Here is a 24985-nt window from a genome sequence, read left to right on the forward strand (position 1 = left end):
GCCCGAAATGGTCCCGCCGGTCGCGGTGACGGCGGCACGTCCGCCGGAACGGTAGCTGTCCTTGAGCGAGGCTGCCGCCTTGCGGAGCGGCGACATGGCGGCGCCGACGGCGGCCTGGCCGACGCCGCCTGCGCCGCCAGCGACTGCGGCCGCGCCAGACTTGCCGGCCGAACCGAGCGCATAGGCGCTGTTGGCCGCTCCCGATGTGAAGGCGGCGCCGCGCGCCGCGCCGCCGACCGCGCCCGCTGCCGCGCCGACACCAAGCCGGGCGGCGGCAGCGCCGCCGGCCAGCGCGCCGCCAGCTGCGAGCACGGTTCCCGCTGCGGCCCCGGCGCCAAGCGCCGGGCCGCCCGACACGATGCCATTGGCGATCGATGGGCCGAAGATGCCAAGGCCGAGAAGACAGAGCGAGGCGAGCGCGACGGCCATCGCGTCCTCGATGCTGGGCTGCGCGCCCCCGAACCCGGCGCGGAACTCGTCGAACAAAGTCGAGCCGATACCAACGATGACGGCGAGCACCAGCACCTTGATGCCGGACGAGATTACCAGACCAAGCACGCGCTCGGCCATGAAGGCGGTCTTGCCGAACAGGCCGAACGGGATGAGGACGAAGCCGCAGAGCGTCGCCAACTTGAACTCGATCAACGTGATGAAAAGCTGGATCGACAGGATGAAGAAGGCCAGCACGACCATCACCCAGGCGAACAGCAGCACGGCGATCTGGATGAAGTTCTCGAAGAACGACACCCAGCCCATCAGGTCGGAAATGGATTCGAGGATCGGCTGGCCCGCGTCCAAGCCCACCTGCGCGACGCGGCCGGGCTGGAGCAACTCGGCAGCCGTAAAGCCGGTGCCGGATGCTTTCAGCCCCAAACCGGCGAAGCTCTCGAAGACGATTCGCGCCAGGCTGTTCCAGTTGCCGATGATGTAGGCGAAGATGCCGACGAAGAGAGTTTTCTTGACGAGGCGCGCGATGATGTCGTCGCCTTCGCCCCACGTCCAGAACAGTGCGGCCAAGGTCACGTCGATGACGATCAGGGTGGTGGCGATGAACGCCACCTCGCCGCCCAGCAGGCCGAACCCGCTGTCGATGTAGCGGGTGAAGACATCCAGAAAGCGATCGACGACGCCGGTGCCGCCCATATCAATTCTCCTGCGAGGTGGCGCCGTCGGCGATGCGGGCGGCGGGGCGCGCGCCGGGCGCGAGGAACCGGCGACGGTTCTCGGCCCAGGCACGCAGGCAATCCGGGTCACTCGCCCCGGCCGCGCCGATCGACTGGCAGCGGCGCAACTCGATCAGGAGCGGGTCCGTCGCCGGTGTCTCGGCGACGGTCGCCGGCCCCGCGCGCGGTGGCTCTGGCGCACGGCTCATCTCGATCGCCGTCATCGTGATGGCGATGGCGATGAAGATGACGGCGCCGACGCGCGCGAGGAGCTTGGTGTCCATGACGATCAGTCGTGGAACATGCGGGCGTTGCCCGGCTGATAGCCGGTGGACCGCGTCAGGAAGCGGCGGAGCCGTTCGCGGCTTTCGGCTTCGACGGCGGCGTTGCGCGCCGAGTCTAGCGCCTGCGCCCGGCCCTGCGCGGCGAGCAGCGCGGTCAGGTCGGCAAGCTGCTGCGATTGCAGCGCGAGAAGCTGATTGCCCGCTTGGGCAGCCTGAAGCGCGCCGGTCGCCGACTGGCTGGAGGTGACCAAGCCGTCCATCGTCGTGCGGGCGCCGTCGATGTTGCCGACGACGCCGGCCTGAACACGCAGCGCATCCTCGAACGCGCCGACGCTATCCTCCCAGCGCGCATTGGCGTTGGCGACCATCTGCGCGTGGGTGCCGGTCAGCGCCGCGCCCTTGTAGCGGTCGTTGAATACCTGCTGGACGTTCTGCACGTCGTAGGCGATGCGCTGCGCTTCCCCGAGAAGTTGCTGGGTGCGCTGCACCTGCTGCTGCAACTGCTGGAGGGAGCTGAAGGGCAGCGAAGCCAGGTTGCGCGCCTCGTTTATGAGGCTGGTCGCCTGCTGCTGAATTTGCTGGATTTGATTGTTGACCTGCTGGAGCGACCGCGCGGCCGTCAGCACGTTCTGCGCATAATTGGTCGGGTCATAGACGATCCCGCCGAACTGAGCGTGCGCCGGCGTGGCGGCGGTGATGCCGATCAGGCTCGACGTAGCGATAGCGCCTGCCAGCATGGCGCGGCGCAGGATATTGGGTTTCATGGGGTCATGTCCTTCAAGGCAAGGGGGAGCTGGCCGACATCTTCCCGCGGGCCGGCCAGCGGATCGGGTTGGGGTTCGGGAAGAAGATCGACCGCCCAGGCCAGGCCGCGATGACGCAGCCATTCGGCGGCGAAGCGTTCGCGGCCGTGGGTCTCGACCAGTTCGGCGATGCGGAGCTGATCGGTCTTGGAAGAAGCGGCGGCGAAGGCCAGCGCGACCTCGCCCAGCCCCAGCTCGAACAGCCGATTGCCGCGCCGCGACTGGCAGTAATAGTCGCGCTTGGGCGTGGCTCGGCTCAGGATTTCGATCTGGCGGGCGTTGAGCCCGAACCGCTCGTAGATGGCCGCGATCTGCGGCTCGGCCGCGCGCTCGTTCGGCAGGAAGATGCGCGTCGGGCAGCTTTCGATGATGGCCGGCGCGATGTTCGAGGTTTCAATATCGGCGAGGCTCTGCGTGGCGAACACAACGCTGGCGTTTTTCTTGCGCAGCGTTTTCAGCCATTCGCGGAGCTGCGCGGCGAACTCCGGGCTGTCGAGAACCAGCCAGCCCTCGTCGATGATGATGAGCGTGGGCGAGCCGTCCAGCCGGCCTTCGATCCGGTGGAACAGGTAGGACAGCACTGCGGCGGCCGACCCGGCGCCCACCAAACCCTCGGTCTCGAACGCCTGGATCGACGCCTCGCCGAGCCGCTCGCCCTCGGCGTCGAGCAGCCGGCCCCACGGCCCACCGAGGCAATACGAAGCGAGCGCCTGTTTGAGCTGCTGCGATTGCAACAGCACGGCGAGGCCGGTCAGCGTGCGTTCCGGTACGGGCGCGCTGGCGAGCGAGCCGAGCGCCGACCACAGATGCTCCTTGGCCTGCGGATCGACTGTAACGCCTTCGCTCGTGAGGATCGCCGCCAACCATTCGGCGGCCCATGCGCGCTCGGCCGAATCGTCGATCCGGGCAAGCGGCTGGAGCTGCACGCCGTCACCGGCCTCGTCGGCGAGCATCCCGCCGAGATCCTGCCAGTCGCCGCCCATGCCGATCGCGGCGGCGCGGATGCTGCCGCCGAAGTCGAAGGCGAAGACTTGGGCCCGTTCGTAGCGTCGGAACTGCATCGCCATGAGGGCGAGCAGCACTGATTTGCCGGCGCCGGTCGGGCCGACGATCAGCGTGTGGCCGACGTCGCCGACGTGAAGGGAAAACCGGAACGGGGTCGAGCCTTCGGTCTTGCCATAGAGCAAGGGGGGCGCACCGAAATGCTCGTCCCGTTCCGGCCCCGCCCATACTGCTGACAGGGGGATCAGGTGGGCGAGATTGATCGTGGAAATCGGGGGTTGGCGGACGTTGGCGTAGGTGTGGCCGGGGAGGCTCCCCAGCCATGCCTCGATCGCGTTCATGCCCTCGGGGATGACGGTGAAGTCGCGACCCTGGACGACCTTCTCGACCAGCCGCAGCTTCTCGGCGGCGATTGCGGGATCACGGTCCCATACCGTCACCGTGGCGGTAACATAGGCCACACCTGCATAGTCGGCGCCCAACTCCTGCAGGGCGGTGTCGGCGTCGGCGGCCTTGTTCGAGGCGTCGCTGTCCACAAGGACCGACGCCTCGTTGGTCATCACCTCTTTCAGAATCGCAACGACGCTCTTGCGCTTGGCGAACCACTGGCGGCGGATGCGGCTCAGCAGCTTGGTCGCGTCGGTCTTGTCGAGCATGATCGCGCGGGTCGCCCAGCGATACTCGAAGGCCAAGCGGTTCAGCTCGTCGAGCAAGCCGGGGAAGGTTACGCTCGGGAAGCCGACGACGGTGAGCGTGCGCAGATGATGCTCGCCCAGGCGCGGCTCCAGCCCGCCGGTCAGCGGCTCGTCGGCCAGGAGCGCGTCGAGGTGCATCGGCGTTTCCGGCACGCGCACGCGCTGGCGGCGCGTCGAAACCGTGCTGTGTAGATAGGTTAGCGTCTCCGCGTCATCGAGCCAGCGAACCTCGGGCACGAAGCCTTCGACCAGATTGAGCACACGGTCGCTGCGATCGGTGAAGCCCTTGAGCAGCTCCCACGGATCGACGCCGGATGTGGAGCGGCCCTCGTAAAGCCAGCCTTCGGCGCGCGCCGCTTCCTCGGCCGGCGGCATCCACAGCAACGTCAGATAATAGGCGCTCTCGAAATGCGCGCCTTCCTCGCTGAATTGCTCGCGCCGCTCCATATCGACCAGCTCGGATACGGGATCGGGGAAGTCGGAGGCCGGGTAGTCGAGAGCCGGCGTCCGCTGCGCCTCGACGAAGATCGCCCAGCCCGAGCTCAAGCGGCGCAGCGACCCATTCAGCCGCGAGGTCGTGGCGACCAGCTCGGCCGGCGTCGCGCTGTCAAGGTCGGGACCGCGGAAGCGCGCCGTGCGCTGGAAGCTGCCGTCCTTATTGAGGACGACGCCCTCGCCGACTAGCGCCGCCCAGGGCAGGAAGTCGGCCAGGTGCGCAGCCTTGCTGCGATATTCACGCAAGCTTATCATGGCCGCATCCATGTCGGGTAACGGAGGTGGCGGCGGGCCACGTCCACGAATTGCGGGTCGCGGCGGGCGGCCCAGACGGACAGCCCGTGGCCGACGGCCCAAATGACTAGGCCGGCGATCCACAGGCGCAGGCCGAGGCCGATCGCGCCCGCCAGCGTCCCGTTGACGATGGCGAGCGAGCGCGGGGCGCCGCCGAGCAATATCTGCTCGGTCAGCGCCCGGTGGACCGGGGCGAAATAGCCTGCGACCGGTTCGCCATAATCGGCCGCGCCGTTCATGCGATCAGCGCTCCGCCACCGAAGGAGAAGAACGACAGGAAGAAGCTCGACGCAGCGAACGCGATGGACAGGCCGAACACGATCTGGATCAGCCGGCGCGAGCCGCCCGACGTGTCACCGAAGGCAAGCGTGAGGCCGGTCACGATGATGATGATGACGGCGATGATCTTGGCGACCGGCCCCTCGATGCTTTCGAGGATCGACTGGAGCGGCGCTTCCCACGGCATCGACGAGCCGCCGGCATGGGCCGGAACGGCGAAGGTCAGCGCAATCACGCTGGCGGTGGCGGTAAGCATGGCGCGGCGCGCGCCACGCCGAAGGGCATGGATCATGGCAGGTCTCCGGGTTGGGGGGTGATGAGCGGTGCGAGGCGGTAGTCGCCGGTCGCAGGGTCGAGCCCTTCGACGCGGGCCAGCTCGGTCAGCCGGCGTCCGTGCGCATCGCGGACCAGCACGGCGATCAGGTCGATCGTCTCGGCGATCAGCGCGCGCGGGACCGAGACAACGGCCTCTTGGATGAGCTGCTCCATGCGCCGCAGCGCGCCGAGCGCGGTGCCGGCGTGGATCGTGCCCACGCCGCCGGGGTGGCCGGTGCCCCAGGCTTTGATGAGGTCGAGCGCCTCGGTGCCGCGCACCTCGCCGATGGGTATGCGGTCGGGCCGCAGTCGCAGCGACGAGCGGACCAGCTCAGACAGCGACACCACGCCATCCTTGGTCCGCATGGCGACGAGGTTAGGCGCGGCGCATTGCAGCTCGCGCGTATCTTCGATCAGGACGATGCGGTCGGTGGTCTTGGCGACCTCCGCCAATAGCGCGTTGACCAACGTGGTCTTGCCCGCGCCGGTGCCGCCCGCGACGAGGATGTTTGCGCGGGTCTCAACACCGTGGCGCAGCGCCTCGGCCTCAACCGCCGACATGATCCCGGCGCGCGCATAATCCTCGAGCGTGAACACAGCGACGGCGGGCTTCCGTATGGCGAAGGCTGGCGCCGCGACGACGGGCGGCAGCAATCCCTCGAACCGCTCACCGCCTTCCGGCAGCTCGGCCGACACGCGCGGGGATTGGGCGTGAACTTCGACACCGACATGGTGCGCGACCAGGCGGACGATGCGCTCGCCATCGGCAGCGCTCAGCAGCTCCCCCGTATCGCTGATGCCCTCGCCGAGCCGGTCGAGCCACAGCCGGCCGTCCGGGTTCAACATCACCTCGATCACAGCTGGGTCGTCGAGCCATCCCGCGATCGACGGCCCGAGCGCGGTGCGCAGCATCCGCGCGCCGCGTGATTTTGCCTCGGATCGGATCGGGTGGATGGTCAACGATTGGCCCCTGAAATGAGCCGGGCGAACCGCCGCCCGGCGTCAGGAGCACATCAAGAGAGCCAGAAACTCAGCCGTTGCAACAGCTACTCGCGGGCGTAGTAGAGGGGGCGGTAGATACGCGGTCGACGGCGATTTCGCTCGTTGCAGAAGCCGGTTGGCGTGCTCGTCCGAGAATCCGAATCGGCGGCAGAGTAAAATTGTTCTAAAGCTTTGCGCTGGAGCACCGCTATTGAGCGCGCATAGCGACGCGATTGCGGAATTGGGGATCGGCGATGGCTGACTGGATTTACGTAGACAATTCCAACGTGTTCATCGAGGGCAAGCGTGTCAGCGCGGTGAAGCTAGGGCTCGCGCCCGACATTTGGGACGCGTTTCATTATCGCATCCTCGACAACGACTATCGTATGAGCTTTGGTAAGCTCTACGAGTTCGTTGCTGGCCAAAACAGGGCGGACACCGCGCGCGCTATGCTGTTCGGCTCGCGCCCGCCCGAGAACGACGCGATCTGGGATATCGCGAAGCGCGCTGGGTTCGAAGTCGTGACGCACGACCGCAACGTCGCGAACAAGGAGAAGAAGATCGACACCGGCTTGGTCGCGGCGCTCACCCGCGACGCGTACCGCAACGCTAAACCGGGCGACATCTTCACCATCGTGTCGGGCGACAACGACTATGTCCCGGCCGTACAACAGCTTCGAGACGACGGCTTCCAAGTCGATGTCGTCTTTTGGAGTCACGCCGGCAAGGAACTGCGCGAGACGGCGTCGAACTTCATCTCGCTTGACGACCACCTCGACAACCTTCGGGTCTAAATGGGAATCAGTCCGTTTCAGTGCCGGTCTTGGGCCAGAGGTCTTCCGGGATTTCGTCGATCAGATTCTTGCCGCTCGCGTAGCGCCGGCCGAGTGTTTCTATGAAGCCCTCGTAGCGCTTGCGCCCTTTGACTTGCGCGGCCGCCTGGTCTTCGTCGGGGAGCGGAGGCGTCACGGAAAGCCAGAAGCGCACGAACAGCGCCAGCGCCTCAGTTGAGAGGCCCGTGTTGCGCTCCAGCCGCTGGACCTGCCGCGACAGGCGATCAAGCCTGCGCGCGAATGCCGCCTCCATCCGGTCGGCGCCGTCTGGCGAAAGGTAAGACGCGACTGCCGCCTCCACGATTGCCGACCGTGATATGCGGCGGCGGATCGCCAACTCGTCCACCTGCTTGGCGAGCGCGGGTGGGAAATAAACGTTCAGTCGGGTTCGCATGACGGGCCTCCTACAATTCGATGCCGTCGCCGGGATCGAGCGACGCTTGCCGTGCTAGCCCCTGCATCCGGCGACGCACGGCCGCCTGCCGAGCCGCCTCGTCCTGCTCATCCTCGACGATTGCGAACTCTTGGGACGGTGCCGGCGCGGTTTCGGGCGCGATGGCGACATGCTCGGGCAACTCGGGCTCGCGGCGCAGCCCGCCATTGGCCGCGTCCTCAACATCACGGACGATGCGCGCGACCTGCTTCGGATCGGCGGATGCCTGCCGCCCGGTCCAGTCATCGGGCCTCACCCTAGCCGCCTCCGGTGCGGGCACCGACGCAATCCGCTCGGACAGGCGGCGATCCAGATAGTAGCGCGCCTTCTTCGCGCGGATCGGATGAACGCCCGCGACCATGACGATCTCGTCGTCGGGTGGGAGTTGCATCACCTCCCCGGGCGTCAGGAGCTGGCGGGCGGTCTCGGACCGCGACACCATCAAATGCCCGAGCCACGGCGACAGGCGATGCCCGGCATAGTTCTTCATCGCCCGCATTTCGGTCGCGGTGCCGAGCGCGTCCGACACGCGCTTGGCGGTTCGCTCGTCGTTGGTCGCGAAGCTCACCCGCACATGGCAGTTGTCGAGAATAGCGTTGTTCGGACCGTAAGCCTTCTCGATCTGATTGAGCGACTGCGCGATCAGGAACGCCTTGAGGCCATATCCCGCCATGAACGCCAGGGCGGACTCGAAGAAGTCGAGCCGCCCGAGCGCCGGAAACTCGTCGAGCATCAACAGCACGCGATGGCGGTTGCCCTTCGGCGTCAGCTCCTCGGTCAAGCGGCGCCCGATCTGATTGAGGATGAGGCGGATCAGCGGCTTCGTGCGCGAGATGTCGCTGGGCGGCACGACCAGATACAGCGTCGCCGGCCGATCCCCCTCGACCAGATCCGATATGCGCCACTGGCAGGCGCGTGTGACCTGCGCCACGACGGGATCGCGGTAGAGGCCGAGGAACGACATGGCGGTGCTGAGCACGCCCGATCGCTCGTTGTCCGACTTGTTCAACAACTCGCGCGCGGCCGAAGCAACGACGGGATGCACGCCGGCTTCGCCCAAATGCGGCGTAGCCATCATCGCCGCCAAGGTCTGTTCGATCGTGCGCGCCGGGTCGGACAGGAATCCGGCGACGCCGGCCAGGGTCTTGTCCCCCTCGGCATAGAGGACGTGGAGGATCGCGCCGACCAGCAAGCTATGGCTCGTTTTTTCCCAGTGGTTTCGGCGCTCCAGCGAGCCTTCGGGATCGACCAGAACGTCGGCGACATTCTGCACGTCGCGCACTTCCCATTGGCCGCGCCGCACCTCCAGCAACGGGTTGTAGGCCGCCGACCCCGCGTTGGTCGGATCGAACAAGAGCACGCGGCCATGTTGTGCGCGAAAACCGGCGGTCAGCGTCCAGTTCTCGCCCTTGATGTCGTGGACGATCGCCGACGCCGGCCAAGTCAGCAGCGACGGCACGACCAGGCCGACGCCCTTGCCCGAACGGGTCGGGGCAAAGCACAGCACATGCTCAGGGCCGTCGTGGCGCAGATAGTCGCGGGCGAGCCTGCCGAGCACGACGCCGTTCGGCCCGAGCAGCCCGGCGCCGCGAACCTCGCGCTCAGTCGCCCAGCGAGCCGACCCGTAGGTCTCGGCGTTTTTCAATTCACGCGCGCGCCACACCGACATGCCGATGGCGACGGCGATCGACGCGAAGCCGCCCGACGCGGCGATGTAAGCACCGGTGAGGAATATGCTTGGTGCATAGGCGTCGAATGAGAACCACCACCAGAAGAAAGCCGGCGGCGGATAGACCCGCCAGCCGAACGCCACGAACCAGGGCGGCCCAAGCTCGGGCTGATAGGCGAGCGCGGCGGCGGTCCACTGCGTCGCACCCCACACCCCGGCGAGCACGATCAGGAACACGGTGATGATCTGGCCCCAGAGTATCTTGGTCGCGGACATGGAGGTCTCCTGATTTAGATGCCAAGGCCGCGCTTGCGGCCCAGCGTCCAGTCGATCCCGCCGCCGGCGCGGACGACGCCGGACACCTGACGGCCGAGCTGCTGTTCGAAGGTGCTGGTCCACGGAACGAGCCGGAAGCCGAGCCCGTCGTCGATCATGGCGAAGCGGCCTGACGCGAGCGCGAGGCGCTGGCGCACGATGCCAGCGATCTTCTCGCCAGAGCCGGCGGGCCGATAGGCAAGCCCGGTCTCGCCCGCGATCTTCGCGCCAACCGCGTCCAGCTCGCGCTTGCGGAGCGTGTCGAGCATCCCGCGCTCGAACACCGTCCGCTCGCCGAAGCGGCGCGCCAGCTCTTCCTTGACGAGATGGTCGGTGCGCGCGTCCATCGCGCGCCGCACCTCGGCGCCGAACCCGCCATCGGCGACGCCAGCGCCGCGCTCGATCAGCCGATGGTCGAGCCAGGTCGCGCCAGGCGCTTTCACCTGCGCGGCAAGGTCGAGGTCCGATCGGGTGGCGAGGATAAAGGTCGGCTTCTCCTCGCCGGCCCGTTCGATCGCGCGCAGCTCGACGATGCCGCCGAGCTTGGGGCTGTGCTCCAGCGCCTCGATGCCGGGTAGCCGGACATGGTGGGTGCGGCCATCGGTGCCGTCGATCACAGCATAGGCCGTGCCGGTCAGCTCGTCGTGCAAGCCCTTGTCGATCAGCCGGCCAGCGATTGGCTTCTCGGGCGCGCCGCTGACCACGGCGTAGCTGTCGAGTGGCCGATCCTGCCCGCGGTCTCTTAGCGCCGCGCCGATCGTGCGGATGATGTCGCCGCGCGTGCCCAGCTCGCGCAGCTTCGCCGCCGCGCCTTTCGCCACCGCCCATTGGCCGGAATCGCCTTCGGCAGCGAGCCCCATCGTTTCCAGGTGCTGCAAGCGCCCGATCATCAAGCGGCGGAGCCGCGGATCGTCGGGGCCGGGCCACTCGGGGCGCAGGTCGATGACGCCCAGCTCATCGGCGGAACGCTGGATCTCGGAATCGAGCCGGGTCCAGCGTTCCGCCGTCACCTCACGGTCGAGCGCGCGCTGCACCTCATTTTCGGGCTTCGGCCCCAACTCGGCGAACGCCAGGTCTTGCGCGCGCGAGCGAAGATTGTGGCTGATGTAGTCGCGGGAGATAACGAGATCGGCGCCCTGATCGGTAACGCCGCGCACGAGCAAGTGGACGTGCGGATTGTCGGTGTTCCAGTGATCGACCGCAACCCAATCGAGCCGCGTCCCCAAGTCCGCCTCCATCTGCCGCATCAGGTCGCGCGTGTATTCACGCAGGTCGGTCAGGTCGGCGGCATCCTCCGGCGACACGATGACCCGGAAATGGTGCCGGTCATCCTTGCACCGCTCGGTGAAACCGCGATCGTCAGCGTTGTCCTCGGCCGCATCGAACATGCGCGTCGGCGAGCCGTCGCGGGTGACGCCCTCACGCTTCAGATAGGCGACGTGCGCGGACAGCGGCGCCATTCGCCGGCCGCCCCGGCTGCGCGTGGTAACGGGCAGCATCTTGACCATGACGCGCCGGCCCGAGCCGAACAGGCGACTGCGGGCGAACGCGGTGCGTCCACGCCCGAAGGTCGATTGCGCGCCTCGGCGCGCGCCGCTGGCGCCGCCCCGCCGGCCGCCGCTGTGGATCGCAGCGACGCGAAGCACCTCGGCGATCAGGCCGCGCGCGTTGCGGCCCTGCGCCTTGCTGCGCTTGGCCTTGCCCGGCCGGACGCGAAACTCGCCGTCCTCGCTCACGGCCGGGCCGCCTTCGGCCGAAAATGGCCTGCGGTGCCATTCGAGGCGTTGTTTTTGCTGGCTTTTCCCTTCCGCGCGGCACGCGCGTCGACTGACGCCCCCGCGTGAAGCCACGGAAAAGCCTCGGCTTTTCGTCTGAACGGGGTGCGGCTTATATCTTGCCCTCGTCTGTCCCTGCCGTTTTCCTCCTCCCCAGCGCCATTGCTGCTTCGGACGGAGGATGGGGCTCCCGCGCGGATCATCGCGGTCGGCCCGCGCGGACGCGGGGCACGAACAGCGTGTCGCGCGGCTCATTAGCGGACGGCTCAGCCGCGCGAACGTCGCCGGGCGTCGGCCGGTCGGTCGGTGGTTCGGATGCGGCTACTTCGCCGCCCGACTCCCCGGCGACAGTTTCCGAAGCGGCGCTAGCGGTGCGGACGAACAGCGCCGCACGACGCCATGCGAACGGATCAGGCGTAGCATTCGCCGCCACCTCCAGCGCGCCTGATACGCCCGTAATCGGTGCGAGCTGGTCGAGATATCCGACCGTTTCCGGAGGCAGAGGACGGCCGCGAGACACGAAGTCGTCGTAGCGGCCCGGTCCCGCATTATAGGCCGCCAGCATCGCGCTCGCGTTGCCGTAGCGGTCGTGCATCTCGCGCAGATAAGCGGCACCCGCCATGATGTTGTCGCGCACGTCGAACGGATCGGGGCCGAGGCCGTAACGGGTGCGCAGGCCCGCCCAGGTCGCGGGCATGATCTGCATCAAGCCCATCGCCCCGGCGCGCGACACGGCGCGGGCATTGCCGCCGCTCTCGACGCGCATCACCGCCCATATCCACGCCTCGGGGATGCCGAACCGCCGCGCGGCCGAGGCGACATGAGCGGCGTATGGATGCACAAGCGCCGATCGAGCGACCGGCATTTCCTGCGCCATCGCCGGGGCCGGCGCGACGCCGCCGGACAGCAGGACGACGGCGAGCACCACTGCCGATCCGACTCCGCTCCGTCGCCAGCCTGCCGGCGTGCTCGCTGCGGTCAAGGGTGCGCGCAAAGCGCCGGCCTTTGGCCGCCCTTGACCTTCGCTGCGCGCCCCGGCCGGCCTGCGACCGAGCGGGACGAAGGGATGAGACGGCTTTCCCGCGAACAAAGGGATGATGATCGGCCGCACGGGATCAGTCCTGCTCGCGCGACTTTGGCTGGCGGTTCCAGCGCAGCGACCAAGCCGACTTGTCGGCGGCGTTCTGGAACAGCGCGGCGCGGATCGGCTGCGCAAACGCGGGATCGTCGATGCGCAGCGAGACATAATCCCCGGCGCGCTCGCCGCTCTCGTTCCAGCCGGCGCCGATCTCCGGGCCTTCGCCGCCGTCGCCGCGGTGAACGCGCCAGTCCGGCGCCTTGTCGGCGTCGCTCTGCTCAGCCGGAACGATCGAGATACGGATGTCGAGGGTCGCCGTCTCGATGATGCCTTCGTAGCCTTTGGCGGTGCGGAAGAAGCTGCCGATCTGCATGATGATCTCCTTTGAGTTGGCAGGCGGTGAATCGGATCAGCGCCAAATGAGCGGCGCCTCGGGTGTGTCGCGGGTGAGGATCGGGATGGCGCGGCCGAGCACGGTGGAGGCCGGCAGCGGCCCGAAATAACGGCCGTCCATGCTGTCGGCGTGGTCGGGGTTGAGCATCAGCAGCTCGCCGGTGCGCAGCGTGCGGCAGCCTTGCCAGACCGGCAGCGGGCGGCCGCGGCCGTCGCGCTGCCGGGCGACGACGACGGGCCGCCCATCGACGCTCACGACTGCGTTGATGCGGCAAACGATCTGCCCCGGCCGGGCCGCGACATGCTTCAACAGCGGCACGCGCTCGCCGAGATAGCCGCGCTCCGCCAGCCAGCGCGCCAGCACCGGTGGCGGCGTCACGGCGACCAATGCACCGTTCGGCGGATCGGGAAGCGGCTCGATCCGGTAGAGCCCGATCGGCGCGCTCGCGCTGGCGTTCCAGACGACGCGCGGGAGCGGATCGAACACCGCCACGGCGAGGAACGACGCGCCGAACAGCGAGGCGGCGGAGGCCGTCGCAATGGCCCATCTGCGGCGGGTCATCGCTCGATCTCCTGGCGTTTGAGCCAGGCGCGATGTCGCTCCATCGTATAGGGGCGCGGCGGTTGTCCGGCTGCGATGCGGTTGTGGACGTGCCGCCAATGATCCGGCGCGGCGTCGCACGGATCGACGCCAGCCGCCTCGGTCGCGTCGATCGCGGCGAGCACTTGGCTGACCTTGGGCCAGCCTTCGATCTTGAGCAGGATCTCGCCGCCTGGCCGCACGAACGGGAGCGTCGTGAACGGCTCGCCTGCACCGACCGCGCGCACGATGTCGATGCGCGAACTGACCGTGCCGTAGTCGTTCGCCGCCCAGCGGACGAACGCGAAGATCGCGCCTAGCCGGAAGCGGACGATGCGGCGGCGGCGATCAACGATCTCGTCCACGGCGACGCGGCCGAACCTGATCCAGTGCTCGATCCGCTTCTCGATCCAGGTCAGCTCGACGCGGGTCATGCCGTCTTCGGACGGCTGGCGGTGCCGCATGGGTGACGGCGGGACGGTCATCGCCGGCTCCGGGCGATAGCGGAATCCGCGCGCGGCATGAGGTCGTCTTGCCCCGGATCGGAGGTCGAATGCTTGATGCCGATGTCGGCCCAGGCGCGCAGGTCATCAACCGAATAGACCACCCGGCCGCCGATCCGGCGGTAGGCCGGACCGGTCCCGAAATAACGGTGCTTCTCCAGGGTGCGCCCCGAGAGGCCGAGGAAGCGTGCGGCTTCCGGCGTGCGCAGGAAGCGGGGTGGCAGATTGGTGGGCGTATCGGACAAGTGACGGCTCCTGCGGGCGGTGGCGGCAGGAGGCGTAATTGTCAGAACCGAGGCGGCCGGGTGGGGTATGAAGATGTGCGGCTGCACGGATGCGACCACCCCCTAGAAGGTGTCGCTGGGGGAATCGGATCAACGGATGCGGAGCAGTTTGCGGTAGTCGCCGTTCATCATGGCGATGCCGTCGCGGACCAAGCGCACCACGAAAGAGCGCGACGCCGACATTTTCCAGTCGCTCGCGGATAGCCGGGCGGCGTCGTCGCGGCCCAAGGCGGTCGCGATCTCGCGATAAGTTGCGCCCTCATCGCGCAGGTCGAGCGCGCGGAGCATCAGGTCGAGCCGCGCCAGCCGATAGGCGGTGAGCGGCCAGCCGCGCGGTAGCGGCCCGGCCGCCCGGCCGAGCAGGCGACGGTGGAAACGCAACAGGCTGGCGATGCGGGTGATGAAATCCTTGTCGAGCGGAATGACCGCGGCGAGCGGGCGGCCAGGCTGCGAATCACGCAGCCACAGCCGATGCTCGCCGGCCGCATCGGCGACGACAACATGCCGTCCATCGATCCCGGCTAGGTCGGCGAGCAGCGCGCCGAGCGCGCGCGGATCGACCGGAGCGGCGGTCTCGAATCCATCCGGCGCGGCGTCGAGAATGACCGTGACGGCGGTCAGCTCCGGGCGCCAGACGACCGGGTCTGAAAGGTCATCCGGCGCAGTGGCGAAAGGATAACCCCCAGCGCCGAGCGAACGCCGTCTCGGCGGCGTCCTTGACGACGGCGCCGTCCGCGATGCGTTGCTGCATCTGCGCATGTTCGGCGCGATACGTGTGGTTTCGCCGCAAAAACTCGGCGGCTATATCGGCGCGACCAAGCGCGTCGGACAGATTGCCGCCGCGTCGCTCGCGCCGGCGCTGGGGCGTCGGCATGGCATCCTCCCAACCGCACTAAGGGCGGATTGCGGGGGACGAACATCTCCGGCTCGACCGACGCACGATAGCGCCAAGGTTGCGCTCAACCGTGCCGCGCGCGCTGCGACGAAAGCAATGAATCGATACCAAAATGGATTAAACTTAACGCCTTAGCGGGCGCTCGCAGCCGAGCAGATGCGCATAACCAACCTCCGTCATCCACCGCGCGCGCGCAAGGTGGCTATCGTGCATCGCCTTGGCTCGTTGCGGCTCGGCGGCTGGGTCTACGCCGAGGATCGCGGTCGCCGCTTCGCGCCAGTCCGCTCCTACTTCGTCCGCATCGAGCAGCCGCAAATAGACATTGAGATGGCTTTCGTCATAGGCCGTGAGCTGCGAAACCTCCGGCGCGCGATCAGCGAATTGGCTGGTGCTCATGGTGTCCCCGTTAACCAGTCTAGCTCAAAAAACAGAACCGGATATGCGCAAGCCTTGCATCGCTAGATGCACATCCCGCAGCGGCGGATAGTGCGATTTAGCCAATACAACTGATATGGGATAAACCGGATGAGATGTAGCGTCCAGCTTCGCGCGCATGGATATGCGCCGCCTAGTGGGATTGAACTTCGCCAAGCTGAGGAAGGATAAGGGCTTTACCCAGGAGCGCTTTGCCGAGACGTCCGGTTTTACCCAACAATATGTCAGCGATTTGGAGCGCGGCCTGCGCAATCCAACGGTCGTCACCTTGTTTCACTTGGCCTCCGCGCTTGGTGTCACGCCCGCCGATCTTATCGCCCAACTCGATCCCTCCGAAACCGACTAGCTTCGCAAAACTTGAGCGCGAGCCGGGCGCCAGCCCGGCGAGCGCGCCGTTGCGGCCGCGCGGACCTTGGGACGCGCGGCCGCCGCCGATCCGACGCAGCGGATCGGCGCGAAAATGGCAAAGCCGCAGGGCCGGAAACTCCGGCCCTGCGGTAATTATGGGTCAGGCCGCTTTGAGGCGCTGCATCCCTTCGGCCAGCGTCCAGAGCGCGCGGTTGAGCGTCACATTCTGGTCGATGCCATTGATCGCGCGGGTCTGCGCGCGGCGGATACGGCCCTCGGCGTTGCGCTTACTGCCCTGCAACCCGCCACGAACGACATTCTCCTGAATGACGTTGAAGGTGGTCCACAGGCTGCGGTCCACATCCTCGCGGCGGCGCGGCTCGATGATCTGCTCGGGCCGAACCGGGCTTTCGTCGTCGCCATAGCGCGCAACAAGGCTAACCTCGCCAAGCAAGCGCTGCTCATCCGGCGAAAGCTGGATCTCCTTCATCGATTCGCTGGCGTCGATCAGCCGGGGGAAGTCCTCCGCGACCGTGTAAACGCCCTCGATGATGTCATGCTCGATATTGCCTTTGTGCGGCACGCGGACCTCCTCGAACCGCTCACCGGCAATCATGCTGTTGGTGCAGACGAACCGCAGCATTCCGGCGAACATCTGATAGGCGCTGGTCCCGTCATGGCTGTTGACGATGATGACTTCGGCGGCCTCCGGCTTGCCGATGCCGTCATCCCTGCGCAGGCGAAGCATATGCTTGGCGTGGCCGTGGCGGCTGCCGTCGCGGGGGACGGACTGGACGGCGAAGAACGGGAACCATCCTTCCCGGCGCAGCCCCTCCACGATGTCGATGGTCGGAACATAGACGTAGCGATCTGAACGGCTGTCGTGCGCCTCGCGCGCGAAGATGGACGGGACGTGGCGATACAGCGCCTCGTTGTCGAGCGGCTCCCGGCCGCTGATCTGGTGGGCGTTGCGGCCGAACCGGGTGGCAAGCTGATAGTGCATTTTGGCCTCCTTGGGCTTGGGTTTCCGCGCAGCGGAGCGCCGCGCTGAAACCCTGCCCGTCGGCGAGACCGGGGGTGCAAACGGAAAGCAGCTTCGCGGGGAACCGGCTGCACGGAACGCGCTCGCGCGTGGAGGAAGCTGGGCGGAAGCCGCTTGTAGTGCGCCGGGGCAGAGCCCCAAGCACCGCGTCGCCTGCGGTGCCAGCAAACAACGCTTGCCATTTGTTCCTGTTTTGATCCACACCACCAACAAGGAGTCGGTATGAGCATCACCATAACAGGACAGCCCGGCCAGCGCATCGCGGTCGCGGGCGACATCACAAAGACGCTGCGCGTTCCCTATGACGAGGTGGAGGAGCGTTTCCTGTTGGCGGCGAGCGACGGTTCGCTGATCGAAGGCCGCCTCGAAGCCGAAAAAGATCGCTTCGACTTCCGGGTCGTGGTGGACGGCGCGGGGATCTCGCGCGTTGGTCACGGCGAGCTGACGCTGGACTGGCGCGTCGAATGGGTGACAATCGCACCCTATGACGCCGGCGCGCTGCCGGAGCGCAGCCCAATGCCGCTGCCGCTATTCGATTCGCTGTCTGGTTAGTTGCCCTATTCAACGCGAGAGGCGCCCCCGCTCCGGTGGAGCGGGGGCGCCGTATGGGGTCAGCGGGACCAGATGAGCGCGTATTCTCCGCCGGTCTCCGTTTCGGATAGGGTGGCGTAGATCGGAGCCGGGAATGTCGGGTCGTCGAACTTGACCGAGATGTAGTCGCGGTTCTCGCGGCTGGTCTTCTTCCACCCCGCGCCGCACTCGACCGTGCCGACCGTCAGCCGGTAGTCGGGCGCCTTGTCGCCGTCCATGTCGATCGGCCGGAGCGTCGCCTTGAGCTTGAGGGTCGCGGTGGTGATGGTGCCGTTGAAGTTGCCCTTGTCGGCTTTGGTGAAGGTGCCGATGGTCGCCATGTCGAAGTTCCTTTCGCTTTCGGGCCACGACCGCCGCGGCCTCGATGGCGATCGGTGAAGCGGGGACGATCGGACGCGCACCGCTTGCGGCCGAAGCGCAGCGGAGGATGGCGACGCGCGGCTTTTTTGCTTCGCGATGCAAAGCCGAAGGCGGCGGAAAAAAGGCCGCGCGGCGGCGTTGCGCCAGGCCGAGCGAGGCGAAGCCGGCCCCGGTTAGATCAAGCCAATCGAGAGGCCGCGCGGTCGCGCCGATGCGGGATGGATCGTCATGCGAACTGCGGCACCACCCGGTCGCTAGCGGCTCATCGACCCGAGGGCTCCAGTAGCACCGCGCCGGCTCCCGTTTCCGAGAGTCGATCGCCGGGATTGCGCAACGGGCAGTCGCTCAGCGATAGGCAGCCGCAGCCGATACAGCCGTCCAGTTCGTCGCGAAGCTGCGTGAGCGCGCGGATCCGCGCGTCGAGTTCGGCCCGCCAGGCCGATGACAGCGCACCCCAGTCCTGTGCGGTCAACGTGCGGCCGGCTGGCACGGCAGCGAACGCGGCGCGGATGTCGGCGAGTCCGATACCCGCGCGCTGCGCGACGCGGATGACCGCAATTCGGCGCAGCACGTCGCGCGTGTAGCGGCGCTGATTACCGCCGCTGCGCCAGCCTTCGATCAGCCCTTTGGCCTCGTAGAAATGCACGGTCGAGATCGCGACGCCGCTGCGTCGCGCGACCTCGCCGACGCTGAGCGCCCTGGTCGTGTCGATCCGCTGCGTCATAAGGGGCTTGACCTCAACAATGGTTGAGGTTTTATCAGAGATGTCGGCCGTCAATCAAGCCCGCGGCGAGTCCCGCCGGAAAGGAGCCGATATGGACATCACCGAACCTGGGCCCGCACCCGTAGCCCGGTGGGCCGACCTGCTGTCAGGCCGCAACGGCGTTCGCTCGCTGGCGCTGGCGGGCGGCGTTGCGCTACACGCTGTCAACGTCTACATCGCCACCACCATTCTCCCCTCGGTCGTGCGCGACATCGGGGGTCTCGACTATTACGCCTGGAACACGACGCTGTTCGTGGTAGCCTCGATCCTTGGCTCGGCGACCTCGGCGCGGCTGCTCGGCGCGGCCGGGCCGCGCGGCGCTTACGTCGCCGCCGCTGCGCTGTTCGCGCTCGGCACACTAATATGCGCCGCCGCGCCGTCGATGCCGGTGCTGCTCGGCGGGCGGATCGTCCAGGGGCTGGGCGGCGGATTCCTGTTCGCGCTGTCCTACGCGATGATCCGGCTGGTGTTCGCCGAAGGACTGTGGCCGCGCGCGATGGCGCTGGTCTCGGGAATGTGGGGCGTCGCCACGCTCGTCGGTCCCGCGGTCGGCGGGGTGTTCGCCGAGCTCGATGCGTGGCGCTGGGCGTTCTGGTCGCTGCTGCCGGTGGTCGCGCTGTTCGCGTTCCTCGCGCTAGCGGTCCTGCCCCGGCGCAGTGGCGATTCGAACGACCGCACGGCGACGCCGACGACTCAGCTCGTGCTGTTGACCGCGGCGGTGCTCGCCGTATCTGCGGGCAGCGTCTCGAACGTCCTGGCATGGAACTTCGCCGGGATTGTCGCCGCGCTGATCGCCGCCGGCGCGCTGATCGTGGTTGAAGCCAAGGCCCGCCACCGGCTGCTGCCGCGCGGGGCGTTCCGGCTGGGTGCGCCGCTCGGCGCGCTCTATGCGACGATGGCGCTGCTCGCGGTCGCGGTGACCTCGACCGAAATCTTCGTGCCGCTGTTCCTCCAGGTTCTGCACGCGCAGACGCCGCTCACCGCCGGCTATCTCGCCGCGCTGATGGCAGCGGGCTGGACGCTGGGATCGATCGCGAGTTCCGGCGCGAGCGAGCATGGCGCGCGCCGCGCGGTCCAGGCTGCGCCGATCATCGCGCTGATCGGGATGGCGGCGCTGACGGGGCTCGTGCCCCGGCCGAGCGATGGCGCCTGGAATGTGCTCGCCCCAATCGCGGTAGCGCTGGCGGCAGTCGGGTTCGGGGTCGGCCTGGGCTGGCCGCATCTCCTGACCCGCGTGCTCAAGGTCGCGCCCGACGACGAGCGGGATCTGGCCTCGGCCTCGATCACCACCGTGCAACTGTTCGCCACCGCGATCGGCGCGGCGCTCGCGGGCATGGTCGCCAATCTCGGCGGCCTGACCGACCCGGGCGGGGTCGCGGGCACGTCCGCAGCGGCATTCTGGCTGTTAGCGGTGTTCGCGCTAGCCCCGTTCGCTGCGCTCAAGACCGTGGCGACGCGATAAGGCAGAGGCGGCCGCGCCCCTTACGGGCGCGGCCGCAAATTTTTCTGGTCAAAGCGCGAAAAGGCCGGGACCGCTCGCGCGGCCCCGGCCCGCTGCCGCTATTCAGCAGCGACGGCGTAGGCGTCCTCGTCCGCGTCCTGCGGCTTAATCGCTTCGCCCTCGGTGGGCTGTTCGCCCTCCGGCTGCGGCGTCCGCAGCACGGCGGGAAGCCAGCCGGTCCCGGCCAGGAGCTGCTCGGCGGCTCGCGCCATGTCCGGCTTCTTCATGTCCGCGATCCGGCGAGCGGCGTCCTCCGACACGCCCTCCGCGACGGCCTCCACGATATGCGCCTTGGTGACGCGGCCAAAGTAGCTGTCCACGGTTGGCGTCCAGTCCTTCGCCACGTCCAGCGCCAGCGCGCTCGCCAGCCTGTCCGCCGTTTGCAGCGTCCGGGGCTTGCGGTCCCACGGCAGCCGCAGGGCGTTGACGGTGCGGGACGCGCAATGCGCCAGCAGCGCCAGCCGCTTCTCGTCGTCCAACGCGACGATGAAGCCCCACAGGTCCGCCACGTCGCGCGGCATACGCTCGGCCCATGCCTCGCGCTGCTCACCCGCCCGCGCCGCCAAGGGGGTGTCCTCGATTCTGTCAGCGTGGCTCCCCAAGGGGGTCACGGTCGGACGCACCTCAAGGCAACCCGCCTCGGCATAGCTGTAGAACAGTTGCGCGGTGAGCGTGTGGGTGAGCGCGACCAACGCCATATCGATCTGGTCGGCCAAGGCGACGCGCAGCGCCAGCGTCCGATAGGCGGACAGGTCGCGGGTGAGGCTGTCGGAAATCGGCTTGCCGGGTTCCTCGTCCCCCTCGACATCCTGCACGTCCTCGTCGCCGTCCTCCGGCTGCTCGTCCTCCACGGTCTGCGGAGGGAGCGCATCGCCTTCGGCCTCCGGTTCGGGCTGCGGGTCCGCCAACGCCTCATCCTCAAGACGGACGAAACCGCGCTCGACCCTGACACTGCCGTCATGGTGAAGCACCACGAACGCGCCGCCGTGGGCGATCACGTGGGCGTCGTAGGCGGAACGCTTCTCGGAAATGGCGTCGATCTCATCGGACACCGCCTCCAGTCTCGCCGCCACGTCCTCCGGCATTTCGTCGTAGGACGAATAGCCTTCGGCAAGCTCGTCATGCTCAGTGGACAGCGCCTCCAGCCGCGCCTCGTCCTCGTCGGACAGCGGAACCGACTGCGGATAGAAGCGCCGCATACCGTGGGCGTGGGGGTAGTCGATATGGGCCTCGGCCCATTTCCAGCCCTCGGCCTGAATTTCCTCGGCAACCCCCTGCAACTTCTCGGCGGCGAGCGTGTCGAGCAAGCCCGCATCCTCGAAGAACCCGCCCCGGTCTTCGCTGAACAGGTCGCGGATGATGTTGCCGCCCGCCTCGACATAGGCGTCGGCCCCGACGAACAGCGCGCGCCGGTCGGTCGCCGGAACATTGCTCGCGGTCATGTCGCGCCGGATGATCCACGGCTCGCGGTTGTGATGCAGGCCCGCGAACACCTGCTCCTGCCGGGCATGGTCCTCGGTGATTGCGAACGCCATAAGCTGATCGAGCGTAAGCCCGTCCTCCCGATAGACCTGCAAGAGCTTGGGCGAGACAGCGCCAAGGCGAAGCCGCTGCTTCACCACCGCCGCCGTCTTGCCGAACCGCGCGCCGATTTCCTCCGCTCCCCAACCCTTGCCGTCCGCAAGCTCGCGGAACCGCTCGAACTCGTCGGCGGGGTGCATGTTGGTCCGGGTTACGTTCTCGTCGAGACTGATTTCGGACGGGTCGTTGGCGGTATCGAGCCAGCAACGCACCGGCTCGGACTTCTTGATCTGCTTGCGCTTGGCGCGCAGCAGCATCGCCAGCCTGCGGCCTTCGCCAGCGGTAACGAGATAGTAGCCGGTCGGCGTCCCGTCCTCCTTTATCTCCGGCTCCACGACAAGGTTCTGGATCAGCCCCTTGTGCTGGATCGAAGCGGCCAGCGCCTCGATAGCGGCTTCCCCGTGCGACACCTTGCGGGCATTGCGGGGGGACTTCTTGAGCTTGGCGAGGGGCACGAAAATCTCGACGCCCGACACAGGCTCGGCGGCTACGGTTTCGGTAACAGCGTTCATCACACTTCTCCTAAAAACCGCACTCACCCCGGAATGGGGTGGGCGGCGAAAAAGCGGATCGGCAGGCCCGCCGACGGAGCCGGGCGGCACCCTCCGGGCCGGAACATCGTGGAGGACGCGCGTGCGCGTTGCCGCCCGGCGCGGCGGGCCTAGAGAGAAGCGTCGCCCACCCCACCGACGGGGAGAGAAACAAACAATGCGATCGGGACGGCGTAGCCCTGGCCCGATCTCCGTACTCTCGAACAACTGCAATCCGCCCGGCGGATTGGCTTATCGGCGCGCCAGCGCCGGCTCGCCATGCTGATCGTCACCCGGTAGGGCCGAGACCCATTGGGGCTCGGTCGGAGCGCAGCGAAGATAGAGCGGCGTCCCGTAGGGAGGCGCCAACTTGCTTCCCATCGCCTTTTCGATTATATTTTAATCACACTGATAGAGAGTGCTACTATGGCCACAGACACTAAAGTTTTGACGGCGCACGTCCCCATCGGACTGGCGGAAAAGGTCGAGGCGATGGCCTTGCGGCTCGAACGCTCGCGCGGCTGGGTAATGAAACAGGCGCTCGCCGCCTGGGTCGATCAGGAAGAGGAGCGTCATCGGATGACGCTCGAAGCCTTGGCGGATGTGGACGCGGGGCGGGTGATCGACCATCAAGCGATACAGGCTTGGGCGGACAGCCTCGGCACCGACACGCCGTTGCCGCCGCCGTCAGCATGAGGATCAAGTGGACCGGCAGGGCGTCCTCAGATCTCGTGCGACTACACGAGCACCTACGCCCGGTTGCTCCAGACGCTGCGGCGAGGGTGGTGCAGCAACTCGCACGCGCGCCGGATCGGCTGCTCGACTATCCCCGGATCGGCGAGAAGCTGGAAGCCTACGAGCCGCGCGAGGTCCGGCGGATCATCGTCGGCAACTACGAGCTGCGCTACGAAATCGCAGACGCAACGATCTTCATTCTACGCCTCTGGCACTGCCGCGAGAACCGCAGCTTCGAGTCGGAAGACTGACCATGCCGACTGATGCACATCGGTTGATCCTGCCGCACGCCGCCCTCGGCTCCTATCTGCGCTACGCCGACGTTGCGGCTTTGCGCGCGGGGCGGGTGGACGGCACCTTGTCGGAATGGCCGCGCCTCGCAAGCTCCGTCGCCGAACCCCACGCCGTCTCCGGCAATGCCCGGACGATCTACTGGACTATGCCGAAATGGCGTTTGTTGTCCGGCCGGGTGCCGGGCGACCGCCAAAGGACGATCTTTCGGCCTGGACCGTCACAGACGACTGGCCAGAGCGCATCCCGGTCACGACCGCCGAGGTGGATGTATTTGAGGCATGGTTCGGCGATGTCTTCGACGAGTTGTTCGGGCCGTGCCAATGATGTGAGGAGTTCGTTGCCATGACCGTGCCGCTGCGCGCCGCCCTCTATCTGCGCGTCTCGACGGCGCGGCAGGCGGAGCATGACGTGTCGATCCCCGATCAACGCAAACAAGGCGAAGCCTATTGCCTGTCGCGCGGGCTGGAGCTGGTTGACACCTTCGTCGAGGCGGGCGCGTCGGCGACCAATGATCGTCGGCCGGAGTTCCAACGCATGATCGAAGCGGGCACGTCCAAGCCCGCGCCGTTCGATGTCGTCGTGGTCCACAGCTTCTCGCGCTTCTTCCGCGACCATTTCGAGCTGGAGTTCTACGTCCGCAAGCTCGCCAAGAACGGGGTCAAGCTGCTGTCGATCACCCAGGAGATGGGCGACGATCCGATGCACGTGATGATGCGGCAGATCATGGCGCTGTTCGACGAATATCAGTCGAAGGAGAACGCAAAGCACGTCTTGCGCGCGTTGAAGGAGAATGCCCGGCAGGGCTTCTGGAATGGCTCGCTGCCGCCGATCGGCTACCGCGTCGTGGCGGCCGAGCAGCGCGGCGCGAAGGTCAAGAAGAAGCTGGAGATTGACCCGCTGCACGCCGATACGGTGCGGCTGGCGTTCAAGCTGGCGCTGGAAGGCGACGGCACGTCCGGGCCGATGGGCGTAAAGACGATCACCAAGCACCTCAACGAACGCCGTATCTTCACCCGCGACGGCGGACGTTGGGGGATTGGCACGGTGCATCGGATGCTGACCCGCGCGACCTATGCGGGTCGGCATGAGTTCAACAAGCGCGGCAAGTCGAAGGAATTGAAGCCGGCTGACGAAGTGATCGCGGTCGAGGTTCCGCCGATCATCGACCAAGCGACCTTCGACGCGGTTCAGGCGCACTTGAAATCGCGCAGCCCAAAGGTCGCCCATCCGCAGGTCGTCGGTGGCCCGACGCTGCTGACGGGCTTGATCTATTGCGGGAAGTGCGGCGGCGCGATGACAATCCGCACGGGCAAAGGTGGGCGCTACCGCTACTATACGTGCTCGATGAAGGCGCGGCAGGGCGCGACGGCTTGCGAAGGAATGACCGTCGCAATGGAGCGCCTAGACGATCTCGTCGCCGGCTATCTCTCGGAACGGCTGCTCGATCCTGACCGGCTGGAAGATGTGCTGTCCGATGTGCTCGATCGTCGGCAGGAGCGATCCGACCGGCGCCGCGAGCATATCGCGGAACTGAACAGGCGCGCCTCCGAAACGGAGCTGCGCTTGAAGCGCCTCTATGATGCGATCGAAAGCGGCATCGCCGATCTGGATGATCCCGCGCTCAAGGATCGCATTGACGGCCTCAAGGCGACGCGCGACCAAGCGCGGGCGGATTCCGAACGCGCCTCGGCACTGCTTCACAGCTCGGCGCAACAGGCAATCACGCCGACGATGCT

General features: G+C 67.3%; 29 protein-coding genes and 1 pseudogene. 7 read left to right on the plus strand and 23 right to left on the minus strand.

What is annotated here, in order from left to right; translation table 11 throughout:
* The 7 genes from trbL to trbB all read right to left on the minus strand — a co-directional run.
* Nucleotides 1–1143: P-type conjugative transfer protein TrbL (gene trbL, locus AX702_RS18495; RefSeq protein WP_066781912.1), on the minus strand; the 1143-nt coding region annotated here is incomplete at its 3' end.
* Nucleotide 1144: 1 nt separating this feature from the next.
* Complete coding sequence (gene trbK-alt / locus AX702_RS18500; protein ID WP_047166798.1) at nt 1145–1447, minus strand: putative entry exclusion protein TrbK-alt; 303 nt, start codon at nt 1445–1447, stop codon at nt 1145–1147.
* 5 nt (nt 1448–1452) lie between these two features.
* Nucleotides 1453–2211: a P-type conjugative transfer protein TrbJ gene (gene trbJ, locus AX702_RS18505; protein WP_047166799.1), complete on the minus strand. Its 759-nt coding sequence runs from the start codon at nt 2209–2211 to the stop codon at nt 1453–1455.
* Nucleotides 2208–4697: a conjugal transfer protein TrbE gene (trbE, locus tag AX702_RS18510; protein ID WP_047166871.1), complete on the minus strand. Its 2490-nt coding sequence runs from the start codon at nt 4695–4697 to the stop codon at nt 2208–2210. Before trbE ends, trbJ begins: the two co-directional genes overlap by 4 nt.
* Nucleotides 4694–4975: a VirB3 family type IV secretion system protein gene (locus tag AX702_RS18515; RefSeq protein ID WP_047166800.1), complete on the minus strand. Its 282-nt coding sequence runs from the start codon at nt 4973–4975 to the stop codon at nt 4694–4696. Before AX702_RS18515 ends, trbE begins: the two co-directional genes overlap by 4 nt.
* Nucleotides 4972–5307 (minus strand): TrbC/VirB2 family protein, encoded by a 336-nt coding sequence (locus AX702_RS18520; RefSeq protein ID WP_047166801.1) that lies wholly within the window; start codon nt 5305–5307, stop codon nt 4972–4974. The genes AX702_RS18515 and AX702_RS18520 overlap by 4 nt, the downstream gene beginning before the upstream one ends.
* Nucleotides 5304–6290 (minus strand): P-type conjugative transfer ATPase TrbB, encoded by a 987-nt coding sequence (gene trbB, locus AX702_RS18525; RefSeq protein ID WP_047166802.1) that lies wholly within the window; start codon nt 6288–6290, stop codon nt 5304–5306. The genes AX702_RS18520 and trbB overlap by 4 nt, the downstream gene beginning before the upstream one ends.
* 275 nt (nt 6291–6565) lie before the next feature.
* On the opposite strand from trbB, the gene AX702_RS18530 reads away from it, so the two are divergent.
* Complete coding sequence (locus AX702_RS18530) at nt 6566–7105, plus strand: NYN domain-containing protein (RefSeq protein WP_047166803.1); 540 nt, start codon at nt 6566–6568, stop codon at nt 7103–7105.
* 7 nt (nt 7106–7112) lie between these two features.
* On the opposite strand, the gene AX702_RS18535 is transcribed toward AX702_RS18530, so the two are convergent.
* The 11 genes from AX702_RS18535 to AX702_RS18580 all read right to left on the minus strand — a co-directional run bounded on the left by AX702_RS18535 (nt 7113) and on the right by AX702_RS18580 (nt 15465).
* Nucleotides 7113–7538, minus strand: coding sequence for a CopG family transcriptional regulator (locus AX702_RS18535; RefSeq protein ID WP_047166804.1), 426 nt, complete (start codon nt 7536–7538; stop codon nt 7113–7115).
* A gap of 10 nt (nt 7539–7548) precedes the next feature.
* On the minus strand, nt 7549–9522 hold the full coding sequence (locus tag AX702_RS18540) for a conjugal transfer protein TraG (RefSeq protein ID WP_047166805.1): 1974 nt from the start codon (nt 9520–9522) through the stop codon (nt 7549–7551).
* A gap of 14 nt (nt 9523–9536) precedes the next feature.
* Entirely contained in the window at nt 9537–11297 is a 1761-nt protein-coding gene (locus AX702_RS18545; RefSeq protein WP_047166806.1) for a relaxase/mobilization nuclease domain-containing protein, read from the minus strand.
* Between the two features lie 238 nt (nt 11298–11535).
* A complete protein-coding gene (locus AX702_RS18550) occupies nt 11536–12264 on the minus strand; it encodes a lytic transglycosylase domain-containing protein (protein ID WP_443026313.1) in 729 nt (242 codons plus the stop codon).
* A gap of 187 nt (nt 12265–12451) precedes the next feature.
* Nucleotides 12452–12787 carry a DUF736 domain-containing protein gene (locus tag AX702_RS18555; protein WP_082746359.1) on the minus strand — a complete coding sequence of 112 codons (336 nt, stop codon included), beginning with the start codon at nt 12785–12787 and terminating at the stop codon, nt 12452–12454.
* 36 nt (nt 12788–12823) lie between these two features.
* Nucleotides 12824–13369, minus strand: a complete 546-nt coding sequence (locus tag AX702_RS18560; RefSeq protein ID WP_047166809.1) for a S26 family signal peptidase — start codon at nt 13367–13369, stop codon at nt 12824–12826.
* Complete coding sequence (locus AX702_RS18565; RefSeq protein WP_047166810.1) at nt 13366–13872, minus strand: DUF2840 domain-containing protein; 507 nt, start codon at nt 13870–13872, stop codon at nt 13366–13368. Before AX702_RS18565 ends, AX702_RS18560 begins: the two co-directional genes overlap by 4 nt.
* Complete coding sequence (locus tag AX702_RS18570; protein WP_015459426.1) at nt 13869–14135, minus strand: helix-turn-helix transcriptional regulator; 267 nt, start codon at nt 14133–14135, stop codon at nt 13869–13871. Before AX702_RS18570 ends, AX702_RS18565 begins: the two co-directional genes overlap by 4 nt.
* Before the next feature lie 129 nt (nt 14136–14264).
* Nucleotides 14265–14933 (minus strand): DUF2285 domain-containing protein, encoded by a 669-nt coding sequence (locus tag AX702_RS23015; protein WP_231731936.1) that lies wholly within the window; start codon nt 14931–14933, stop codon nt 14265–14267.
* Nucleotides 14827–15048: a transcriptional regulator domain-containing protein gene (locus AX702_RS23020; protein ID WP_075150514.1), complete on the minus strand. Its 222-nt coding sequence runs from the start codon at nt 15046–15048 to the stop codon at nt 14827–14829. Before AX702_RS23020 ends, AX702_RS23015 begins: the two co-directional genes overlap by 107 nt.
* A gap of 144 nt (nt 15049–15192) precedes the next feature.
* The gene (locus AX702_RS18580) at nt 15193–15465 is read right to left on the minus strand and encodes a DNA -binding domain-containing protein (protein ID WP_047166811.1); all 273 of its coding nucleotides are present in this window, start codon (nt 15463–15465) and stop codon (nt 15193–15195) included.
* A gap of 157 nt (nt 15466–15622) precedes the next feature.
* On the opposite strand from AX702_RS18580, the gene AX702_RS18585 reads away from it, so the two are divergent.
* Entirely contained in the window at nt 15623–15850 is a 228-nt protein-coding gene (locus AX702_RS18585) for a helix-turn-helix domain-containing protein (protein WP_047166812.1), read from the plus strand.
* Between the two features lie 162 nt (nt 15851–16012).
* Here AX702_RS18585 and AX702_RS18590 read toward each other — a convergent pair whose 3' ends face one another.
* Nucleotides 16013–16855, minus strand: a complete 843-nt coding sequence (locus tag AX702_RS18590; RefSeq protein WP_047166813.1) for a DUF932 domain-containing protein — start codon at nt 16853–16855, stop codon at nt 16013–16015.
* Between the two features lie 261 nt (nt 16856–17116).
* On the opposite strand from AX702_RS18590, the gene AX702_RS18595 reads away from it, so the two are divergent.
* Nucleotides 17117–17446 (plus strand): hypothetical protein, encoded by a 330-nt coding sequence (locus AX702_RS18595; protein ID WP_047166814.1) that lies wholly within the window; start codon nt 17117–17119, stop codon nt 17444–17446.
* 59 nt (nt 17447–17505) lie between these two features.
* Here AX702_RS18595 and AX702_RS18600 read toward each other — a convergent pair whose 3' ends face one another.
* Together AX702_RS18600 and soxR are read right to left on the minus strand one after the other, a co-directional pair.
* Nucleotides 17506–17805, minus strand: coding sequence for a DUF736 domain-containing protein (locus tag AX702_RS18600; RefSeq protein ID WP_047166815.1), 300 nt, complete (start codon nt 17803–17805; stop codon nt 17506–17508).
* A 302-nt stretch (nt 17806–18107) separates the two neighbouring features.
* On the minus strand, nt 18108–18569 hold the full coding sequence (gene soxR / locus AX702_RS18605) for a redox-sensitive transcriptional activator SoxR (protein WP_047166816.1): 462 nt from the start codon (nt 18567–18569) through the stop codon (nt 18108–18110).
* A 91-nt stretch (nt 18570–18660) separates the two neighbouring features.
* Between soxR and AX702_RS18610 the strand changes: the two genes are divergently transcribed.
* The gene (locus tag AX702_RS18610; protein WP_047166873.1) at nt 18661–20070 is read left to right on the plus strand and encodes an MFS transporter; all 1410 of its coding nucleotides are present in this window, start codon (nt 18661–18663) and stop codon (nt 20068–20070) included.
* 98 nt (nt 20071–20168) lie between these two features.
* Here AX702_RS18610 and AX702_RS18615 read toward each other — a convergent pair whose 3' ends face one another.
* Entirely contained in the window at nt 20169–22202 is a 2034-nt protein-coding gene (locus AX702_RS18615; protein ID WP_047166817.1) for a ParB/RepB/Spo0J family partition protein, read from the minus strand.
* A gap of 444 nt (nt 22203–22646) precedes the next feature.
* Between AX702_RS18615 and AX702_RS18620 the strand changes: the two genes are divergently transcribed.
* The 3 genes and pseudogenes from AX702_RS18620 to AX702_RS23025 all read left to right on the plus strand — a co-directional run.
* Nucleotides 22647–22916 (plus strand): CopG family ribbon-helix-helix protein, encoded by a 270-nt coding sequence (locus AX702_RS18620; protein WP_047166818.1) that lies wholly within the window; start codon nt 22647–22649, stop codon nt 22914–22916.
* Nucleotides 22913–23206 (plus strand): type II toxin-antitoxin system RelE/ParE family toxin, encoded by a 294-nt coding sequence (locus AX702_RS18625; protein ID WP_047166819.1) that lies wholly within the window; start codon nt 22913–22915, stop codon nt 23204–23206. Before AX702_RS18620 ends, AX702_RS18625 begins: the two co-directional genes overlap by 4 nt.
* Nucleotides 23207–23591: 385 nt before the next feature.
* Nucleotides 23592–24617, plus strand: a pseudogene (locus tag AX702_RS23025) (recombinase family protein); the annotation flags it as partial.
* 33 nt (nt 24618–24650) lie between these two features.
* Here the strand turns inward: AX702_RS23025 and AX702_RS23030 are convergent.
* Nucleotides 24651–24911 carry a hypothetical protein gene (locus AX702_RS23030; RefSeq protein ID WP_231731937.1) on the minus strand — a complete coding sequence of 87 codons (261 nt, stop codon included), beginning with the start codon at nt 24909–24911 and terminating at the stop codon, nt 24651–24653.
* Nucleotides 24912–24985 lie beyond the last annotated feature (74 nt).

It is taken from the genome of Sphingomonas sp. CCH5-D11 (genome assembly GCF_001557395.1).
In the GTDB taxonomy this organism is placed as follows: Bacteria; Pseudomonadota; Alphaproteobacteria; order Sphingomonadales; family Sphingomonadaceae; genus Sphingomonas.

What these genes read in the sequence shown, in the direction of transcription:
- soxR (WP_047166816.1), bottom strand. Translation starts at nt 18,569, where the DNA reads ATGACGCAGCGGATCGACACGACCAGGGCGCTCAGCGTCGGCGAGGTC.
- AX702_RS18540 (WP_047166805.1), bottom strand. Translation starts at nt 9,522, where the DNA reads ATGTCCGCGACCAAGATACTCTGGGGCCAGATCATCACCGTGTTCCTG.
- AX702_RS18610 (WP_047166873.1), top strand. Translation starts at nt 18,661, where the DNA reads ATGGACATCACCGAACCTGGGCCCGCACCCGTAGCCCGGTGGGCCGAC.
- AX702_RS18580 (WP_047166811.1), bottom strand. Translation starts at nt 15,465, where the DNA reads ATGAGCACCAGCCAATTCGCTGATCGCGCGCCGGAGGTTTCGCAGCTC.
- AX702_RS18600 (WP_047166815.1), bottom strand. Translation starts at nt 17,805, where the DNA reads ATGGCGACCATCGGCACCTTCACCAAAGCCGACAAGGGCAACTTCAAC.
- AX702_RS18535 (WP_047166804.1), bottom strand. Translation starts at nt 7,538, where the DNA reads ATGCGAACCCGACTGAACGTTTATTTCCCACCCGCGCTCGCCAAGCAG.
- trbJ (WP_047166799.1), bottom strand. Translation starts at nt 2,211, where the DNA reads ATGAAACCCAATATCCTGCGCCGCGCCATGCTGGCAGGCGCTATCGCT.
- AX702_RS18560 (WP_047166809.1), bottom strand. Translation starts at nt 13,369, where the DNA reads ATGACCCGCCGCAGATGGGCCATTGCGACGGCCTCCGCCGCCTCGCTG.
- AX702_RS18555 (WP_082746359.1), bottom strand. Translation starts at nt 12,787, where the DNA reads ATGCAGATCGGCAGCTTCTTCCGCACCGCCAAAGGCTACGAAGGCATC.
- AX702_RS18595 (WP_047166814.1), top strand. Translation starts at nt 17,117, where the DNA reads ATGAGCATCACCATAACAGGACAGCCCGGCCAGCGCATCGCGGTCGCG.
- trbE (WP_047166871.1), bottom strand. Translation starts at nt 4,697, where the DNA reads ATGATAAGCTTGCGTGAATATCGCAGCAAGGCTGCGCACCTGGCCGAC.
- AX702_RS18625 (WP_047166819.1), top strand. Translation starts at nt 22,913, where the DNA reads ATGAGGATCAAGTGGACCGGCAGGGCGTCCTCAGATCTCGTGCGACTA.
- AX702_RS23020 (WP_075150514.1), bottom strand. Translation starts at nt 15,048, where the DNA reads ATGCCGACGCCCCAGCGCCGGCGCGAGCGACGCGGCGGCAATCTGTCC.
- trbK-alt (WP_047166798.1), bottom strand. Translation starts at nt 1,447, where the DNA reads ATGGACACCAAGCTCCTCGCGCGCGTCGGCGCCGTCATCTTCATCGCC.
- AX702_RS18520 (WP_047166801.1), bottom strand. Translation starts at nt 5,307, where the DNA reads ATGATCCATGCCCTTCGGCGTGGCGCGCGCCGCGCCATGCTTACCGCC.
- AX702_RS23015 (WP_231731936.1), bottom strand. Translation starts at nt 14,933, where the DNA reads ATGCGCAGATGCAGCAACGCATCGCGGACGGCGCCGTCGTCAAGGACG.
- AX702_RS18565 (WP_047166810.1), bottom strand. Translation starts at nt 13,872, where the DNA reads ATGACCGTCCCGCCGTCACCCATGCGGCACCGCCAGCCGTCCGAAGAC.
- AX702_RS18615 (WP_047166817.1), bottom strand. Translation starts at nt 22,202, where the DNA reads ATGAACGCTGTTACCGAAACCGTAGCCGCCGAGCCTGTGTCGGGCGTC.
- AX702_RS18530 (WP_047166803.1), top strand. Translation starts at nt 6,566, where the DNA reads ATGGCTGACTGGATTTACGTAGACAATTCCAACGTGTTCATCGAGGGC.
- AX702_RS18585 (WP_047166812.1), top strand. Translation starts at nt 15,623, where the DNA reads ATGGATATGCGCCGCCTAGTGGGATTGAACTTCGCCAAGCTGAGGAAG.
- AX702_RS18620 (WP_047166818.1), top strand. Translation starts at nt 22,647, where the DNA reads ATGGCCACAGACACTAAAGTTTTGACGGCGCACGTCCCCATCGGACTG.
- AX702_RS18590 (WP_047166813.1), bottom strand. Translation starts at nt 16,855, where the DNA reads ATGCACTATCAGCTTGCCACCCGGTTCGGCCGCAACGCCCACCAGATC.
- AX702_RS18515 (WP_047166800.1), bottom strand. Translation starts at nt 4,975, where the DNA reads ATGAACGGCGCGGCCGATTATGGCGAACCGGTCGCAGGCTATTTCGCC.